Origin of the sequence: Neptunomonas sp. (assembly GCF_041601355.1) — a bacterium.
Classification (GTDB): domain Bacteria; phylum Pseudomonadota; class Gammaproteobacteria; order Pseudomonadales; family Balneatricaceae; genus Neptunomonas.
This window is the reverse complement of the sequence record NZ_JBFIIH010000082.1, coordinates 1-18,808: the sequence shown is the minus strand read 5'-3', so window position 1 is coordinate 18,808 and position 18,808 is coordinate 1. Positions and strand designations below refer to the sequence as shown.

The 18,808-nt window shown below is 47.9% G+C and carries 12 protein-coding genes; 4 read left to right on the top strand and 8 right to left on the bottom strand.

Annotation, left to right across the window (positions count from 1 at the left end):
* Positions 1–1,052 (bottom strand): uroporphyrinogen decarboxylase (hemE, locus tag ABY436_RS13150; RefSeq protein WP_372739417.1); only part of this gene is annotated, 1,052 nt, incomplete at its 3' end.
* Positions 1,053–1,294: 242 nt separating this feature from the next.
* On the opposite strand from hemE, the gene ABY436_RS13145 reads away from it, so the two are divergent.
* On the top strand, positions 1,295–2,056 hold the full coding sequence (locus ABY436_RS13145) for a helix-turn-helix domain-containing protein (protein ID WP_372739416.1): 762 nt from the start codon (positions 1,295–1,297) through the stop codon (positions 2,054–2,056).
* A gap of 105 nt (positions 2,057–2,161) precedes the next feature.
* Here ABY436_RS13145 and purK read toward each other — a convergent pair whose 3' ends face one another.
* Together purK and purE are read right to left on the bottom strand one after the other, a co-directional pair.
* The gene (purK, locus tag ABY436_RS13140; protein WP_372739415.1) at positions 2,162–3,229 is read right to left on the bottom strand and encodes a 5-(carboxyamino)imidazole ribonucleotide synthase; all 1,068 of its coding nucleotides are present in this window, start codon (positions 3,227–3,229) and stop codon (positions 2,162–2,164) included.
* A complete protein-coding gene (gene purE, locus ABY436_RS13135) occupies positions 3,229–3,720 on the bottom strand; it encodes a 5-(carboxyamino)imidazole ribonucleotide mutase (protein WP_372739414.1) in 492 nt (163 codons plus the stop codon). Before purE ends, purK begins: the two co-directional genes overlap by 1 nt.
* Before the next feature lie 307 nt (positions 3,721–4,027).
* On the opposite strand from purE, the gene putA reads away from it, so the two are divergent.
* The 3 genes from putA (at position 4,028) to putP (ending at position 9,529) form a co-directional block, all read left to right on the top strand.
* A complete protein-coding gene (gene putA / locus ABY436_RS13130; RefSeq protein ID WP_372739413.1) occupies positions 4,028–7,177 on the top strand; it encodes a bifunctional proline dehydrogenase/L-glutamate gamma-semialdehyde dehydrogenase PutA in 3,150 nt (1,049 codons plus the stop codon).
* Positions 7,178–7,193: 16 nt separating this feature from the next.
* A complete protein-coding gene (locus tag ABY436_RS13125) occupies positions 7,194–7,895 on the top strand; it encodes a hypothetical protein (RefSeq protein WP_372739412.1) in 702 nt (233 codons plus the stop codon).
* Between the two features lie 143 nt (positions 7,896–8,038).
* On the top strand, positions 8,039–9,529 hold the full coding sequence (gene putP, locus ABY436_RS13120) for a sodium/proline symporter PutP (protein WP_372739411.1): 1,491 nt from the start codon (positions 8,039–8,041) through the stop codon (positions 9,527–9,529).
* Between the two features lie 117 nt (positions 9,530–9,646).
* Here putP and ABY436_RS13115 read toward each other — a convergent pair whose 3' ends face one another.
* The 5 genes from ABY436_RS13115 to ABY436_RS13095 all read right to left on the bottom strand — a co-directional run.
* On the bottom strand, positions 9,647–11,077 hold the full coding sequence (locus tag ABY436_RS13115; RefSeq protein ID WP_372739410.1) for an FAD-dependent oxidoreductase: 1,431 nt from the start codon (positions 11,075–11,077) through the stop codon (positions 9,647–9,649).
* A gap of 64 nt (positions 11,078–11,141) precedes the next feature.
* A complete protein-coding gene (gene gltB, locus ABY436_RS13110) occupies positions 11,142–15,599 on the bottom strand; it encodes a glutamate synthase large subunit (protein WP_372739409.1) in 4,458 nt (1,485 codons plus the stop codon).
* A gap of 216 nt (positions 15,600–15,815) precedes the next feature.
* On the bottom strand, positions 15,816–17,519 hold the full coding sequence (locus ABY436_RS13105; protein WP_372739408.1) for an AAA family ATPase: 1,704 nt from the start codon (positions 17,517–17,519) through the stop codon (positions 15,816–15,818).
* A gap of 25 nt (positions 17,520–17,544) precedes the next feature.
* Positions 17,545–18,612, bottom strand: a complete 1,068-nt coding sequence (gene aroB / locus ABY436_RS13100) for a 3-dehydroquinate synthase (protein ID WP_372739419.1) — start codon at positions 18,610–18,612, stop codon at positions 17,545–17,547.
* 19 nt (positions 18,613–18,631) lie between these two features.
* Positions 18,632–18,808: shikimate kinase (locus ABY436_RS13095; RefSeq protein WP_372739418.1), on the bottom strand; the 177-nt coding region annotated here is incomplete at its 5' end.

The window sequence follows — 18,808 nt, the reverse complement described above, 5'->3', positions numbered from 1 at the left end:
TTAGCACTGAGTTCATGTACCGCATCAACAAAAACTTTTGCATGATCAGGGTCTGCAAACTGATGTATGCCGTGTCCTAAATTGAACACATGACCGTTACCCGTACCAAAGCGCTGCAGAATATCAGACACTTCCTGACGAATTCGCTCAGGCTGCGCATACAGCACTGAAGGATCCATATTACCCTGCAAAGCCACTTTATCGCCAACACGGCGACGTGCGTTATCGATATCAGTTGTCCAGTCCAGCCCCAATGCATCGGCACCCGCGTCGGCCATCACTTCTAACCATTGGCCACCGTTTTTGGTAAACATAATCACAGGCACTTTACGCCCGTCGTGTTCACGGATTAAACCGGAAATAATTTTACGCATGTAATCCAGCGAGAATACTTTATACATATCACCACTGAGAACGCCGCCCCAGGTATCAAAAATCTGAACCGCCTGCGCACCGCTGCGAATCTGTTCATTTAAATAGCTAGTGACCGATTGCGCCAGCTTATTCAACAGCTCATGCAGTACTTCAGGAGAAGCGTACATCATTTTTTTGATATGACGGAAATCTTTAGAGGAGCCGCCTTCAACCATATAAGTTGCCAACGTCCACGGGCTTCCTGAGAAACCAATCAATGGCACACGACCATTCAGCTGTGTACGGATCTCTTCTACAGCATTCATCACATAATCAAGATCAGTCGCTGCATCCGGCACTTTCAGCGCCTCGACATCCTGCTCAGTGCGAATGATTTTTCTGAAACGCGGACCTTCACCCTCTTCAAAATACAAACCAAGATCCATTGCATCGGGAATAGTCAGGATGTCCGAGAATAGAATCGCGGCATCCAGATCAAAGCGCTCCAATGGCTGAAGAGTCACTTCACAAGCCAGCTCTCTATTTTTACACAGACTGAGAAAGTCACCGGCCTGCGCACGGGTAGCGCGATATTCCGGCAGGTAACGTCCAGCCTGGCGCATCATCCACACAGGTGTCACATCAACAGGTTCGCGCATCAGCGCACGTAAAAAGCGGTCGTTTTTCAATTCAGCCATCGGTTCAACCCTAGGTCAGTTCAGCCATCTTTAGTTTCTTTCAATGGGGGCGTATTCTACCGATTCCTAATCAAAAATGCGCTCTAAATAGACGACCAGGATCAAACAAGCGACTACTTAGCAGATCTCCGGACGGATGGAACTCTGAATAATTTCCTGTACAATTATTATTCAGCACGGCGTTAAACAGGCGTACTGCTTAAAATATAACAATAATAGATAACCCTGCGGCAAGGACTATCATGACGACAACTGAACTGCTGACATTACCGGATACCGCTAATCATCATGATCATAAATACCATCAACTGGTATTTGGTCTTGAGGGTAAAACCGAGTTTGATATTCAGGGTCGCGGCGAACACGTCGGTCTGGGACAAGGATGCTTAGTACCCTCAGCAACAGATCATGCTTTTTGTGGTATCGGCAATAACCGTATTGTTGTTATCAACATTCCGACAGAAGCGCTGGATGCAATGCCGCTGCATGCGCAAGCCAACCATCTATTTGATAAAGCCAGCTACTTCACATTAGATAATCAGCGACAGGTTTTGCTTCAGGCCATCTGCCAGGAAATAAAAAACACACCTGCCAACTCTCCATTATTGCAAGCCTGCGGCACGACCCTGCTACTTTCAATGCAGAATCTGTTGAGACAGCCCACGCCACGCAAGAGCCTTGCCTATATTGATTTAGCCGCGCTGGATCTGCATATCCAACTGAATATGGCCCGCAAAATTTCGATTGCTGAATTAGCCGGACTGACTTTTCTAAGCCCCAGTCATTTCCATGCCTGCTTCAAAGAAAAAACCGGCGTCACACCTCATCAATATGTCCTGCATAAACGTCTTGAGTACAGCAAACAGAAGCTGGCGTGCGGTTGGACCATACTACAAATAGCAGAACATTGCGGCTTTAGCAGTCAAAGTGCTTTTACCCATGCTTTTCGGGATTACTTTCAGACAACACCTGGCCGCTGCCGGAAAACCAGCACTGAACATTAAATGCTGGAATCTGGGATTGCTGACTAAAGAAGACTAAAAAGAAAGCGGCCTTTTCAGACTGAAAAGGCTCAACACGCAGCGCTACAACTTCATTAACTACATCAACTAACGAAGATTTTCCGCCACCCAGTCAAACACCTGTGGATAAGGTTCCGGAAAGTCAGCAGCCAGCTTAGTTAACGACGAATTGAGTTGCTTCGGCTCAGTCGAGGTCAGATTGATATGACCCACTTTACGGCCAACTCGCACTTCTTTTCCGTACCAATATAACTCAGCACCGTCGACGGCCAACCAGTTATTGTTACGTTCTACGCCGATCAGATTGATCATCACGGACCGGCCTTTAATCACGGCTTTACTCATAGGTAAGCCAGCCACCGCGCGAATATGCGATTCAAACTGGCTGATACTGCTACCTGACTGCGTCCAATGTCCACTGTTGTGTACGCGTGGAGCTAGTTCATTCACCATCAGGTGATCACCGACGCGGAAACATTCCATCGCCATTACGCCGACGTATTCCAGGGATGTGAGTAATTTACCCAGCATCTCTTCGGCCTCAGATTGCACACCTGCCAAACGCTGCAACGGTGCGATGGATGCCATCAGAATACCGTTGACATGGAGGTTCAGAGCTAACGGATAGAAATACAAATTACCCGCTTTGTCTCTGGCCCCAACTAATGATACTTCTTCATCAAACGGTATTTTTTGTTCTGCTATCGCTTCCTGATGCCAACCTTCTGGTACTACCGTACCTTCCGATTGCTTCAGCCAGTATTGACCGCGCCCGTCATATCCACCGGTGCGCCGTTTCAGCAGTACCGTGTCACCCAGTGACTGATACAATTCCGGCGCTTGAGTGTTTGCATCCACCAACTGCCAGGGAGCTGTTGCTATCGCCAGTTCATCAAGTAACTGCTTCTGTGTAAAGCGATCGGCCAGACGAGGAAACACCTCACGATTAATAAAATGAGGGTGGCTTGAAAGCACCGTCGTGGCTTTTGTTTCAGGCCATAGCTCTATCTCAGCAGTGACTACGTCATCTTCTGCTAACTCAACACTTTGCGACTGATTAAAATCGACCGGTACTACTTCAACATTCAAAGGTATAGCCGCATGCCGCATCATTGCGCCTAGCTGACCTGCACCCAACACCCACACTTTACTCATCAGACTTCTCTTGGATCAGGGTTTTCTAAAATTGTTTCTGTCTGCGCTTTACGAAATGCTTCCAGTCGCTGTGCCAATTCTGCATCGGTATTAGCCAGAATCTGTGCCGCCATTAAACCTGCATTAAATGCACCGGCAGAGCCGATCGCCAGCGTTCCGACAGCAATACCTTTTGGCATCTGAACGATAGACAGTAAGCTATCCATTCCATTCAGTGCTTTACTCTGGACAGGCACACCCAACACGGGTAAGCGCGTTTTTGAAGCAATCATACCCGGTAAATGCGCAGCACCACCCGCTCCCGCGATGATGACCTGATAGCCAGCATCAACAGCACCAGAGGAGAAAGAAAAAAGCTTGTCAGGTGTACGGTGTGCTGAAACCACTTCTACATGATGAGGTACCTGAAGCTCATCCAGAATCTCAGTGGCTAATTTCATGGTATCCCAATCACTTTTAGAACCCATGATAATGGCGACTTTCGGTTGCATATAACTCGATCCGATCTGATTAATTGTACTGAAAAGAAGCGTTATCCCAGATAACACCGCAAAAGCGGATCATAGCAAATTTCATTCAATTGATCGCTTAAAAACTGGAAATCTTACAGTCTTTCCTTCATGTTGGTGGACGAAATAATAAAAAAATCGATGATAAAAGCGGCTGTCGGAGCTTTTCGCAAAACAACCCGAGAATTTCGCAAGACGAAAGCAGCGGTAATCCCCTACAGTTGCATACTTATGATATCCATGAGCGATGATGTTCATCGTCCGTTCAACGTACTTAGGGAGCATATCCATGTTCACAGAAACAGGGATCAAAATAACAAAATTCCAAGTCAACGACATTTTCAATGCCGATTTTTTAGATCAGCCTTTGTCGCAACTCTGGCAACACATCTCACCATTGTATGCGGTAGATGAAAACCATTGGCTGAAAGAGCTTTTGCCACTGGCCGCTCCTGACGACAATGAACGAAAGCATATCACTCAGGGTGCAACCCGACTGATTGAAAAAGTGCGCGCGGATGATGGTGCCATTCATATGATTGATGCGCTATTACTCGAGTACAGCTTAGATACCCGTGAAGGCATTCTGTTGATGTGTCTGGCCGAAGCACTGATGCGCATCCCTGATGCAGACACTGCTGATGCGCTTATCCGTGATAAATTATCGGTTGCCGACTGGAAAGCACATCTGAAAAATTCAGAGTCACTCTTCGTCAATGCATCGACATGGGGCTTACTGCTCACAGGAAAAGTGGTCTCTCTGGACGAGAACGAAGACGGCACACCGTCCAATGTCATCAACCGTCTGGTTAATAAAATGTCAGAACCTGTCATCCGCAAAGTGATGAATCAGGCTATGAAAATCATGGGCCACCAGTTTGTTTTGGGGCGCAATATAAAAGAAGCGCTCAAACGTGGTCATGCTAGCAGAGACAAAGGATATACCTATTCATTTGATATGCTCGGCGAAGCCGCGCTGACCCGCCAAGACGCAGACAAGTACTTTAATGACTACATACAAGCGATTACCGCTGTAGGAAAAGACACTTACAAAGGAAAGTCACCCAGACCGACTATCTCAATCAAACTGTCAGCACTGCATCCACGCTACGAAGTCAGCCAGAAAGACCGCGTACTCGGAGAGATGCACGACAAAGTACTGGAGTTAATTCAACACGCCAGAGCAGTCAATGTGGGTGTCACCATTGATGCAGAAGAGGCGGATCGTCTTGAATTATCTTTAGAGCTGTTCGAAAAACTCTATCAACATGAAACCATCCGCGGCTGGGGCGAATTCGGCTTAGTTATTCAGGCCTATTCAAAACGCGCTTTGCCCGTTCTCGTCTGGCTGGCAGCATTAGCCAAGCAACAGGGAGACCGCATCCCGTTACGTCTGGTAAAAGGAGCTTACTGGGATAGCGAAATCAAAAACTGCCAGCAACGCGGCTTGAGCAACTATCCGGTATACACCCGCAAGGAGGCCACTGATACCGCTTATCTGGCGTGCGCTCGCTTTTTATTAAGCGAAAACGTACGTGGGCATATTTATCCACAGTTCGCCAGCCATAATGCTCATACCGTGGCGTCAGTTATCAGTATGGCGACACATAATGATTATGAATTTCAGCGCCTGCACGGTATGGGAGATGCACTCTACAATACGGTCATCAAAGAAAATAACGTTGCTGTACGCATCTATGCTCCGGTCGGAAATCATAAAGACCTGCTGCCTTACCTGGTACGTCGCTTATTAGAAAACGGAGCGAATAGCTCATTCGTACATCGCCTGGTTGATGCTCGTTGTCCTATCAGCGAACTGGTAAACCATCCTGCAGACGTACTAGCGTCACGCAAATCTCTGGCAAACCCTTATATCCCGTTACCTTCAGAGCTGTTTGGTAACGAGCGTAAGAACTCGTTTGGCTTCAATATCGAGATTGAAGGCGAATGGCATGATTTTGAGGCGCTGATTCAGCCATTCATGTCGACAACATGGCAGGCCGGGCCGATTATCAATGCCCAGATGATCTCAACAGGTACGACGCTGCATGCAGTAACAGCACCCTACGACCATAGCCACACAGTCGGACAGGTCAATTACGCATCAGCTCAGCATGTTGAACAGGCGCTTGGGGTAGCGACAGACGCTTTCCCGCAATGGAGTAACACACCGGTATCCGAGCGAGCTGCTGCATTAGAACGCTTGGCCGATTTACTCGAAGCAAACTACGGCGAACTGATGGCACTTTGCCACCGGGAAGCGGGAAAAACACTGCAAGACAGTATTGATGAGATCCGCGAGGCCGTTGATTTTTGCCGCTATTATGCGGTCCAGGCCCGCTTAGCCATGAGCGACACGGTCACATTGCCTTCCTTTGATGGCTCGACAATGGAGATTCAGCGCGAAGGGCGTGGCGTCTTTGTATGTATTTCACCCTGGAATTTCCCTCTCGCCATTTTCCTTGGACAGGTTACAGCAGCACTCGCGGCAGGTAATACAGTTGTTGCTAAGCCGGCTGAACAAACCAGCATTATCGCTTTTCGTGCTATTGAGCTGATGCTCGAAGCGGGCGTTCCTGGCGGAGCAATCCAGCTTATTATCGGCGAAGGAGCAACCCTGGGTGCGCCGCTTACTTCAGATAATCGTGTCGCAGGCGTCGCTTTTACCGGCTCAACGAATACGGCTCGCGTGATCAACCGAACTCTGGCTAACCGCCAGGCAGAACCCGTTCCTTTCATCGCTGAAACCGGCGGCCAGAACGCTATGATCATCGACTCCACCTGCCTTCCCGAACAGGTGGCACGTGATGTGGTGCGTTCAGCCTTTGCCTCCGCCGGGCAACGCTGCTCTGCACTGCGCGTACTGTTTGTACAAAAAGATATTGCTGAGCGAATCATACCTATGTTGCGCGGCGCCATGATGGAGCAAGTGGTAGGAAATCCTGTACTCCATAAAACTGATATCGGCCCGGTGATTGATAAAAAAGCCCAGTCCGGTCTGCAGTTGCATATCGATAAAATGAAACAAAACGCAACACTGATTGCTCAGGCAGCGCTGCCTGCTGATGCAGAAAACGGCACCTTTATCGCGCCCACCGCATTTGAAATATCCTCTATAGATCAGTTAACAGAGGAGCAGTTTGGCCCGATTTTGCATGTCGTACGTTATAAAGCCAGCGAGCTGGATACGATCATCGATACGATTAATGCCAGCGGTTTTGGTTTAACACTCGGCGTGCACACCCGCAATGAAACCACTGCAAACCATATTGCAGCCCGTGTCAGAGCAGGCAATATCTACATCAACAGAGATCAGGTAGGTGCGGTAGTTGGTGTTCAACCATTTGGCGGACAAGGCCTCTCCGGTACTGGCCCTAAAGCAGGTGGCCCTCATTATCTGAAGCGCTTCACGCGTGAAATTCGTCAGCAACAGGCATAAGCGGAAGGATATCAAGATGACTACTCAAACATTACAAAACGCTATTCTGAAAGCAGGATCCGCATGGGAAGCCTGGAACGCTTTAGGCGTCTCTAAACGCATCGAAAAACTATCTAAAGCAGCTCAAGAACTGGATCAACCTATCACCACCTGGCTGATGGATCGCATCGGCACCACCATGCCCGCTGCTGTCGACTTACCCGGCCCGACCGGTGAAGCAAACAGCCTGCATTGGTCCGGACGCGGCATCATTTGTGTCTGCGCTGACGCCAATCAAGTGGATCTGGATAATGGTGCTTATGATACGGCTATCGCTGCACAGCTGTTCACGGCACTGGCTACCGGCAATGCGGTTATTCTCCAGGACACGCACAAATATATGCATCGACTCCACTCTGTTTTGCTCAGTGCGGGTATACCGGAAGCGGTTGTACAGCTGGTATCAGCATCGCTGCATGATCTGACACAACAAGAGGCGTTTCATGCTTACGCTTTCTGCGGAACCAGTGACACTCTGGCCCCGTTAAACCAACAACTTGCGCAACGCGGAGGCATGCTGGCGCAACTCATTTCAGAGACTCAATTCGACACTTATCCAACAATCACCAGCCTTGATTATCCCTGGCGTTTTGTCACAGAGAGCACACTTTCTGTGAACACCACAGCCGTCGGTGGTAATGCAACGCTGCTGGAGCTGGGCGGAAAAAACGATTTATAAAAAATCCAAGCGCCAATGTAATAAACATTGGTGTTTTTTGACCTGTTACCACTCTATTCCCCGGTAACAGGTCAACTCTGATAATAACTTTCAAAACCAACTTTTAAAAATCAACTTTTAAAAATAATAATGAGGTATGTTTAATGATCGCAAATAGCGGTGCTATTATTGGCACGTTTATAGTTTATCTGGCTCTCATGCTGGCCATCGGTGTGTATGCCTACCGACGTACGGCTAACTCTTCAGATTACTTTTTAGGCGGACGCTCACTCGGACCATGGCCTGCGGCACTTTCAGCCGGTGCTTCCGACATGAGCGGCTGGCTACTTCTCGGCCTGCCCGGCTATGCGTTCTCATCCGGTTTAGAATCGGTCTGGTTAGGAGCGGGCCTGTTGATAGGCACCTGGCTAAACTGGTTACTGGTTGCTAAACGTCTGCGCACTTACAGTTTCGAAGCAGACGATTCGCTAACTATTCCAGAGTTTTTCGCTAATCGCTTTGAAGACAAATCCCATTATCTACGCGTCATCTCAGCATTTTTCATCCTACTTTTTTTCCTGTTTTATACCAGTTCAGGTCTTGTCGCGGGCGGCAAACTATTTGAAACCGTATTCGGATTAGATTACACCGTGGCGCTCATCATAGGCACCGTTTGTGTTGTTTCTTACACCATGTTCGGTGGTTTCCTGGCAGTATCATGGACCGATCTGGTGCAGGGGTTATTGATGGCAGCAGCGCTTGTGACTGTTCCCATTATTGCCATTCAATCCGAAGGCGGCTTCGGTAGCCTGTTTACTGCGTTAGAAGTCAAAAATCCAGAACTGCTCACCATCTGGAATGACAGTAATGGAGAACCACTCACCGCCATCGCTATTATTTCATTAGCCGCGTGGGGTTTAGGTTATTTTGGCCAGCCGCATATCCTGGCACGTTTTGCAGCGATTCGCAGCAATGCGGACGTCCCTACTGCGCGTCGTATTGCGGTTACCTGGTCTGGATTATCGATGATTGGCGCGATTCTTGTCGGGCTTGCCGGCATCATTTATGTCGATAACGAACTAGCGGGCAACCTTGTTGACGGTGAAAAAATCTTCATGTTGCTCGTTAATGCGATGTTCCATCCGGTTGTTGCAGGCATCCTTTTGGCCGCTATTCTGGCTGCCATTATGAGTACTGCAGATTCACAACTACTGGTCTCTTCCTCTGCACTGGCAGAAGACTTTTATAAACAGGTATTTCGTAAAGACGCATCCCAGAAACAAGTCGTTATGGTGGGACGTATCGCGGTTATCGGACTGTCTATTGTCGCACTCGTCTTAGCACTGAATCCCGACAGCACCGTATTAGGGTTGGTTTCTTATGCCTGGGCTGGATTTGGAGCCGCCTTTGGACCGACGTTGGTTTTAAGCCTTTATTGGAAACGTATGAATCATTCTGGCGCACTGGCGGGCGTAATTGTTGGTGGCTTAACCGTTGTGATCTGGAAGCAGATTAGCGGTGGCATTTTCGAAGTGTACGAAATTGTTCCGGGAATCATCTTTGCAACGCTATCTATCGTTCTCGTTAGTCTGGCAACAGCTGAACCGTCAGAGTCGATTAAACAACGATTTGATAGCTACCTCGGCAAACTATAATAATTTTGCTGTAACTAGTTATAAAGCCTCGTAAATACGAGGCTTTTTAAATAAAAAGGCCGCTAAGTTAGCGGCCTTTTTGTGTCAAACAATGTAACTATCTATTATCAACCAAGATTAAACTTCAAGGTAATCGAGAATACCTTCAGCCGCCTGGCGACCTTCATAAATAGCCGTCACAACCAAATCAGAACCACGCACCATATCACCACCGGCAAAGACTTTTGCGTTAGTCGTCTGGAATGCATGACGTCCCTGAGAAGGTTTTTCGTCGGCTTTGACACGGCCATCCTCATGCAACTCAATACCAAAGTCAGTAAACCATGGCGCAGGGCTGGGACGGAAACCGAAAGCGACTAAGACGACGTCTGTATCCAGCACTTCTTCTGAACCTGGTACAACTTCTGCGCGGCGACGGCCTCTCTCATCCGGCTCACCCATCTTAGTAGTGACGACCTTCACTCCAACAACTTTGCCGTTTTCACCAACCACTTCAACAGGCTGGCGGTTAAAGAGAAATTTAACACCCTCTTCTTTGGCATTTTCAACTTCGCGCTTAGAACCCGGCATGTTGGCTTCATCACGACGATAAGCACAGGTTACGCGCTTGGCATTTTGTCGAATAGAGGTACGATTACAATCCATGGCTGTATCACCACCACCCAGGACCACGACTGTTTTACCTTTCAAGCTAATGTAATCCGCCGGATCTTTTTCAAATCCTAAGCAGTGATTCACGTTAGAGATCAAGAATGGCAAAGCATCATAGACGCCATCAAGGTCTTCACCCGGGAAACCACCTTTCATGTAGGTATAAGTCCCCATGCCAAGAAACACCGCATCGTACTCATCAACCAAAGACTGCATTGATACGTCTTTTCCGATCTCAGTGTTTAAACGAAACTCGACGCCCATCTCTTCAAAGACACGACGGCGATTGGCCATCACCTCTTTTTCCAGCTTAAATTCCGGGATGCCGAAAGTCAGCAAGCCACCGATTTCCGGATAACGATCAAACACAACCGGCGTCACACCGTTACGCACCAGAATATCAGCCGCACCCAGACCGGCAGGGCCTGCGCCAATAATGGCCACTTTCTTACCCGTCTGCGGCGTATTAGACATATCGGGTTTCCAGCCCATCGCGAAGGCTGTATCCGTGATATATTTTTCTACTGAGCCAATCGTAACAGCACCGAAACCATCATTCAGGGTACAGGCACCTTCGCACAAACGGTCCTGCGGGCATACCCGGCCGCACACTTCCGGCAAGGTATTAGTCTGATGGCTCAGTTCTGCTGCTTTAATAATATTGCCTTCCGATACCAGCTGCAGCCAGTCCGGAATATGGTTATGCACAGGGCATTTCCATGAACAGTAAGGGTTACCACAGTCCAGGCAGCGATGTGACTGCTCTGCTGCTTCTGTGGCTACAAATGGTTCGTAAATTTCAGCATATTGCTTTTTACGAACAGAGGCCTTAATTTTCTTTGGCCCCTCACGGGATACATCGAGGAACTGGAAATCGTTGTTAAGACGTTCAGTCATGGTCCCCACCTCGTTAAGGCGCCTGTTAACAGGCGCGTGTTAAACTTTATCGCTACGTAACCTTTTATTCAGGGCGCCGACGAACACTATTCAGTAAATCAGTAATACCGGCGGCTTTAGGCTTAACCATCCAGAAACGACCGATATAATCATCAAAATTATCGATAATTTCCTGACCCCAAGCGCTACCTGTTTCGTTAGTAAATTCAATAATCACTGAACGCAGATGGTTTTTATAGGCCTCCATGTGCTCAGTATGAACCCGGTGGATCTCAACCAGCTCGTGGTTGTACTTGTCCACAAAGGTATTGCTCATATCCAACACATAGGCAAAGCCACCGGTCATGCCTGCACCGAAGTTATAACCGGTTGCACCCAACACAGTGACCAGACCGCCGGTCATATATTCGCAACAGTGATCACCGGCACCTTCAACGACAGCGTGACAGCCAGAGTTACGCACGGCAAAGCGCTCACCCGCACGGCCTGCCGCAAACAGCTTACCGCCGGTTGCACCGTACAAACAGGTATTACCCATGATCGCGGTTTCATTCGATTTGAACGTTGCAGCACTAAACGGTTTTATCACGATCTTACCACCTGCCATGCCTTTACCGACGTAGTCGTTGGCATCACCTTCCAGGATAAGATCCTGTCCACCGGCATTCCACACACCAAATGACTGACCGGCATGACCTGTAAAGCGGAACGTGAGCTGATGACCACACATACCCAGATTACCATGCTGCTTAGCAATGACACCTGAAGTACGCGCACCCACGGAGCGATCACAGTTGGTAATCGTCAGATCCCACTCACCACCCGTTTTCTGTTCGATGCTCTGCAACGCTAATTCAAGCATTTCTGAATTTAACGCGCCTTTATCATAGGTCTCATTGCGCGGCTGCTGGCACGTCTGCGGATATTCAGCCGGGACACCGCCATCACTGATAATCGGGCTTAAGTCCAGATTACGCTGTTTAGGCGTATAACCTTCGATCAGTTCTAGCAGATCAACGCGGCCGACCAGCTCTTCCAGCGTACGAACGCCCATCTGAGCCATCCATTGACGCGTTTCCTCTGCGACAAATCGGAAGAAGTTTTTAACCATTTCAACCGTTCCACGGAAGAAATCTTCACGCAATCTTTCATTCTGTGTCGCTACACCGGTGGCACAGTTATTCAAGTGGCATATACGCAAATATTTACAACCCAGCGCGACCATCGGCATCGTACCAAAGCCGAAGCTCTCAGCACCTAACATCGCCGCTTTCACGACATCCAGCCCGGTTTTCAGACCACCGTCTGTTTGCAGGCGGATCTTGCCACGCAGATGGTTACCACGCAAAGACTGGTGTGCATCGGACAGCCCTAATTCCCAGGGCGAGCCCGCATGGTGGATCGAGGTGATCGGCGAAGCTGCTGTACCACCATCGTATCCTGAAATGGTGATCAGATCGGCATAGGCTTTAGCCACACCACAGGCGATAGTTCCTACGCCAGGGCGTGAAACCAGTTTTACCGAGACCAATGCTTCAGGGTTAATTTGCTTCAAATCAAAAATCAGCTGCGCTAAATCTTCTATTGAATAAATATCATGATGCGGTGGCGGTGAAATCAATGTCACCCCGGGTACAGAAAAACGTAAACGCGCTATCAGTTCATTAACCTTACCACCGGGTAACTGCCCGCCTTCACCGGGTTTAGCGCCCTGAGCGACCTTGATCTGCAAAACATCTGCGCTCATCAGATACTCTGGCGTCACACCAAAGCGACCCGATGCAATCTGTTTGATTTTTGAGCGCTTCATGGTGCCGTGGCGAGCCGGATCTTCACCACCCTCACCTGAATTAGAACGACCGCCCAACTCATTCATGGCAACCGCTAACGCCTCATGCGCCTCAGGTGATAGCGCACCCAGCGACATAGCAGCGGAGTCGAAACGCTTCAGGATGTTTTCAACCGGCTCAACCTGATCAAGCGCGATCGGCTTAACGCCTTTTTTCAGCGCTAACATATCGCGCAAAGTCGCAACGCCACGGTTGTTTACTAAGTCAGCATAAAGCTGGTATTTAGCCGGATCACCACTTTCTACCGCTTCATGGATGGTACGTACCACATCCGGATTATACGCATGGTATTCTCCATCATGTATATACTTGAGCAAACCACCCTGCTGGATTGGCTTACGGGCTGTCCAGGCGTCCTTAGCCAACAACGATTGCTCGTATTCGAAGTCTTCAAAACGTGCACCTTCAATACGGCTGCTGACACCTTTAAAACACTGGTTTACAACTTCAGAGCTTAAACCAATGGCTTCAAACAGTTGCGCGCCACGATACGAAGCGATCGTTGAAATTCCCATCTTCGAGAGGATTTTCATTAAGCCTTTATTGATGCCTTTACGATAGTTCTCGTGGCTATCTAACGGAGCAAGCTGGATTTCACCTGACGAACACAGATCGTTAAGAACACGATATGCCAGGAACGGGTAAACCGCTGTTGCACCAAAACCAAACAGAACTGCAAAGTGATGAGGATCCCTGACCGTCGCGGTTTCAACGATAATGTTCGCGTCACAACGTAAACCCGTATCCACCAAACGGTGATGCACTGCACCGGTTGCCATAGAAGCATGGATAGGCAACTTACCTTCTTCTATCTTTGCGTCCGACAAGAGAATGATCACTTGACCGCTACGAACAGCCTGTTCAGCCTGATCAGTAACCGCCAGCAACGCTTCTTTTAAGCTAAGTTTTGATGGATCATAATTCAGGTCTATCTTCGCCACGTCAAAGCCCGGGACTTTATTGTCACGCACACGACGGAACTTTGATGCAGATAACACAGGTGATGTCAGAATAACGCGCCGGGCATGCTTTGGGGTTTCTTCAAAAATATTCTGTTCAGCACCAATACAAGTTTCCAGCGACATGACAATCGATTCACGCAACGGATCAATTGGCGGATTAGTAACCTGGGCAAACTGCTGACGAAAATAGTCATAAACAGAGCGTACGCGGCTCGACAAGACAGCCATCGGCTTATCATCACCCATAGAGCCGACGGCTTCCATACCAGACTCACCTAACGGGCGAATAACGTGATCCCGCTCCTCAAAAGTCACCTGAAACATTTTCATGTAGCGTTTGACTTCTTCTGGCGGCATATCACGGAAAGACCGACCTTCTTCACTCAGATTCATCGTCTGCTCAAGACGCAACGCATTTTCTCTGAGCCATTTTTTGTAAGGTTGTGCTTTTTTCAGCCGGTTATCAATATCGGCCGTATGCAGCACTTCTCCGCTGGCGGTATCGATAGCGAAAATCTGACCAGGACCCACTTGTCCCTGCGCCACAATATCTTCTGGCTGGTAATCAAAAACGCCAATTTCGGACGCCGTACAAATATAACCTTGCTTGGTAATTACCCAGCGTGATGGACGCAGACCATTACGGTCAAGCATACACACGGCAAAACGACCATCCGTCATTACCATGCCGGCCGGGCCATCCCATGGTTCCATATGCATGGAGTTATATTCATAGAAGGCACGCAACTCCGTATCCATGGTATCCACGTTTTGCCAGGCAGGTGGGATAATCATACGAACAGCACGGTAAATATCGATTCCACCGACCATTAAAAATTCCAGCATGTTATCCATGCTGGAAGAGTCGGAGCCGGTTGTATTAACAATCGGTTGTAACTCTTCAAGGTTAGGCAGCAGATCCGTAGCAAATTTACGTGAACGGGCACGCGACCAGTTACGGTTACCTTCGATCGTATTGATCTCACCATTATGTGCCAGAAAACGGAACGGTTGGGCTAAAGGCCAGCGTGGTGCTGTATTCGTAGAGAAGCGCTGATGATAAGTACATACCGCTGTTTCCAGACGTTCATCTGCCAGGTCTTTATAAAACACCGGCAGATCAACCGGCAATGTCAGCCCTTTATATGAAATAACTTTATCGGAAAGGCTACAGATATAAAAATCATTATCCGTGCTTAACGCAATTTCAGCTTTGCGACGGGCAACAAACAAGCTTATGCCGAAATCGCGTTCAGATTTACCTTCAGACTCGATAAAGACCTGCTCAATGCGCGGTAAGGTATCTTTGGCAATAGGCCCAAGACAGCTTTCATCCGTCGGTACAACACGCCACCCTTTCACGTTCAAACCCTGAGCTTGCAGCTCTTTGTTTAACGTTTCACGGGACGCTTCGGCCAAGGCTGGCTCACGAGACATAAACACCATGCCGACTGCATAGCGCTCTCCCAACTCAATACTGAGGTCGCTGCTAGCGACCGCACGTAAAAAACCATCTGGCTTTTGCATCAGCAAGCCGCAGCCATCACCTGTTTTCCCGTCAGCGGCAATACCACCTCGATGGGTCATACAGGCCAGTGCGCCTATCGCTTTTTGCAAAAGATCATGACTGGCTACGCCTTCCAGGTGCGCCATCAGACCAAAACCACAGTTATCTTTAAACTCACCGGGGCGATACAGACCTGTGCTCATAAGTCATTCTCACTTAAATATTTCTATAAAAAACAAACGCTTAAAAAAATACACCTTTTTAACTGAGCATTTACCTGGCAGTCAAAAAGCAGGCCATTTTACACGCAGACCCCTTCCGGGACAAATTTTAAGCAAATATTCATCTATCTAAACAGGAAAAAAACGGCAAAAAGCCGTTTTTTAAAAACTATTTACTGAATTTACTATAGAAAAAAATTATTTTTTCTTTATATCTTGCTGAACTCCATTAATACTACGAGCCCATGGCTTAAGCTTTTTAAGCTCCTCGGGCAATGAGCTGACAGCTCTGTTAGCGGCAGTTCGATTCGCATATTGTCCGTAAACCACCACATGCCATGGTTTATTTTTATAGACTGTACTGAAATAATACAAGCGATTCGGGTTATCCAATGACTCCATAAACTGAACAACGCTGTTTTCAGAGCGAGCCCCCAAAAGCTGTAACGTATACCCTGCGGAAGGCCAACTTAACAACTGCTCCTCTTTAAGCCATTTTTGCGCACCTGATAAAGAGGGTTGCGCAACTTTACTCCGGGATTCAGTATTCACCTTCGCCACAGCCTTAGGTGTTTCTTTTACTGCTGCTTTTGGTGCTGCTTTTACTACTGCTTTTTCGACAACAGGCGCGACTTCTACAGGTTTAGGTTTAGGTTTAGGTTCGACGACGATTGCTGGTTTGACCACTGTCTTTTCAACAACGACAGGTTCACGTTTAGTAACTACGGGCTCAGGTTGAATAATAACGGGCTGCGAATCCAACACCTCGGGCTCAACTACCGCTTGTTGCGGCACTTTTACCACGACGACAGACTCATCAATCAGAACCTCACCCTCTTTTGATTCCTGTATCACAGTACCATCATCAATACTCCTGACAGCAGGCACAGGAAGAGGCAAGGTCGTTGTCACCACATCATTTTTTTCAGCATCCGTATTTGAATTCTGTGTCAGGGCCAACTCTTGCCTCAATAGCCGCTCCTGATCCGCAAGCAGTTTAGACAATTCACTCTGAACCACATTAACAGATTCTGCTGTCGGCGCTTCAGGCCGGGAGGAGTCCAGTGTCATACTCAGCGGAACCGAGACTCTACCTTCTACTATTTGTGGCTGCAGGTCCGCTTCGTCGACCTGGAATACCTGCCATACGGAAATAAATAAGACCCCAAGCAAAACTATACCAATACCGACAATATGAGGTATGGGCAAAGGTAACACCGCCGCCCGGCTGACTACTTTTCCTGACCGATATAACTCTGATGCTGCCGACGTGAGCCGCCCCGGGTAGCCCGATGCTGCTTCAAACACTTGTTTTAATTCGCGTTTGTTAAGGTCCTGTTGTGATGAGAATCTCAGCGCCAGAAACTCTTTAGCTTCATCCTCCGTAAAAGGTTGTAACTGCTCAAGATGCAGGCGACCTTCAAGTAACTCATACAAACTCAGAGAATTTAAACGCTTAACCAGAGACTCCTCACCGGAAAGCACTACCTTCGGTTTACCGACACCGGACACTAACAACCCAGCCAATAGCTCAATCGCCTCGTCGTTCAACCATTCGGCATTATCGATAAGAATCAGCAGGTGCTGCCCAACATCGTGTAAAGCCCGACTTTTTTCATGCAATATCGTCAACGGATCCATTCCGTTAACATACTCATCCGAGACAAGTTTTGCACATTGAAGCGCCAGAGCCAGGGCACCTGTCTCACTTTCAAGCGAAACAACAATCTGACAAATATCACTGGCATGAGTGACTAACGCCAAGCGTTGCGCAACTGAGCTTTTACCGCTGCCTTTCGGTCCGGCAATAACAACCAGAAAATCAGAATACCTAAGCAGGTGAGCCATTTTATCCACCAGCTGAATACGGCTGGGGGGTTCGAAATAAAAATTTTGACTCATTGGTTACATCCACTCATTGCCCGGATCAGGCGCTCAAGACATCCATCAATTTCTCTTTAGAGTAATCAGCTGTGACCACCGCCTCTCCCAGAGTTTTCAAAAGTACTAACCTCAACTGGCCATTCAACACCTTTTTATCCACCGACATCAAGTCAATAAAGTCATTTGGTGACATATTTTGCGGCGGTGTTACAGGTAAGTTTGCTTTTTCAAAGAGACGACGGGCGCGATCCCTTTCTTCCGTCGATATCCATCCCATTTTCACGGAAAGCGAAAGCGCCATCATGGTACCCGCGGCTACCGCTTCACCATGCAGCCAGTTACCGTATCCCTGATGAGTCTCTATGGCATGACCAAAGGTATGACCCAGATTCAACCAGGCGCGAATCCCCGCTTCTTTTTCATCCTGCGCGACAACCTCCGCTTTTATTTCGCAGGAACGGTGAATCGCCTGCATTAATATGTCAGCATCGCGCGCGACTAAACGCTCTATATTTTCTTCAAGCCAGCAGAAAAAAGAATAATCATAAATCAAACCGTATTTAATGACCTCTGCAATACCCGCTGAAAGCTCTCTATCCGGCAAGGTATCAAAGACACTAATATCAGCAACCACAAGCTGCGGCTGATAAAAAGCACCTATCATATTTTTGCCAAGAGGATGATTAACACCTGTCTTCCCCCCTACGGAGGAATCGACCTGTGAAAGCACCGTGGTTGGAATCTGAATAAAATCAACTCCGCGCTGATAACTAGCAGCAGCAAAACCGGTCATATCACCGACCACACCACCACCCAGAGCTATCAATGTGGTTGTACGGTTATGTTTGTTTTTAAGTAAACTATCAAAAATAAGATTCAGATGAGTTAAATCTTTATAGGACTCCCCATCGGGTAATACCGTGACATCAACCGACAGACCTGACAAATGTGTCAACAAGTGATCGAGATACAGAGGTGCTATCGTGTCATTAGTGACAACCATAACCTGATTGCCTTTGATAAAAGGCTTGATTAATGCTTCACAAAGAATATTTTGACCAATATAAATGGGGTAAGAACGTTCGCCAAGGTCAACTATTAAGGATTGCAACACAATCTCCAAATTCACATTAGTCGCCAGCGATAATTCCCTGACGAACCAGTTGTTTTACAATTTCCGTAACGACACCACGCGGGTGTCTACGATCAGTTTTAACGATTAAATCAGAAGTTTGTATATATAGCGGATCGCGAACAAGCATTAGCTTTTCAAGTACAGCCTGGGGGTCAGGCGAATTTAAAAGTGG

Bases quoted from the DNA above. Each gene is read 5' to 3' on its own strand.
- putA (WP_372739413.1), top strand. From the start codon at position 4,028: ATGTTCACAGAAACAGGGATCAAAATAACAAAATTCCAAGTCAACGAC.
- ABY436_RS13145 (WP_372739416.1), top strand. From the start codon at position 1,295: ATGACGACAACTGAACTGCTGACATTACCGGATACCGCTAATCATCAT.
- ABY436_RS13105 (WP_372739408.1), bottom strand. From the start codon at position 17,519: ATGAGTCAAAATTTTTATTTCGAACCCCCCAGCCGTATTCAGCTGGTG.
- ABY436_RS13125 (WP_372739412.1), top strand. From the start codon at position 7,194: ATGACTACTCAAACATTACAAAACGCTATTCTGAAAGCAGGATCCGCA.
- ABY436_RS13115 (WP_372739410.1), bottom strand. From the start codon at position 11,077: ATGACTGAACGTCTTAACAACGATTTCCAGTTCCTCGATGTATCCCGT.
- putP (WP_372739411.1), top strand. From the start codon at position 8,039: ATGATCGCAAATAGCGGTGCTATTATTGGCACGTTTATAGTTTATCTG.
- purE (WP_372739414.1), bottom strand. From the start codon at position 3,720: ATGCAACCGAAAGTCGCCATTATCATGGGTTCTAAAAGTGATTGGGAT.
- purK (WP_372739415.1), bottom strand. From the start codon at position 3,229: ATGAGTAAAGTGTGGGTGTTGGGTGCAGGTCAGCTAGGCGCAATGATG.
- gltB (WP_372739409.1), bottom strand. From the start codon at position 15,599: ATGAGCACAGGTCTGTATCGCCCCGGTGAGTTTAAAGATAACTGTGGT.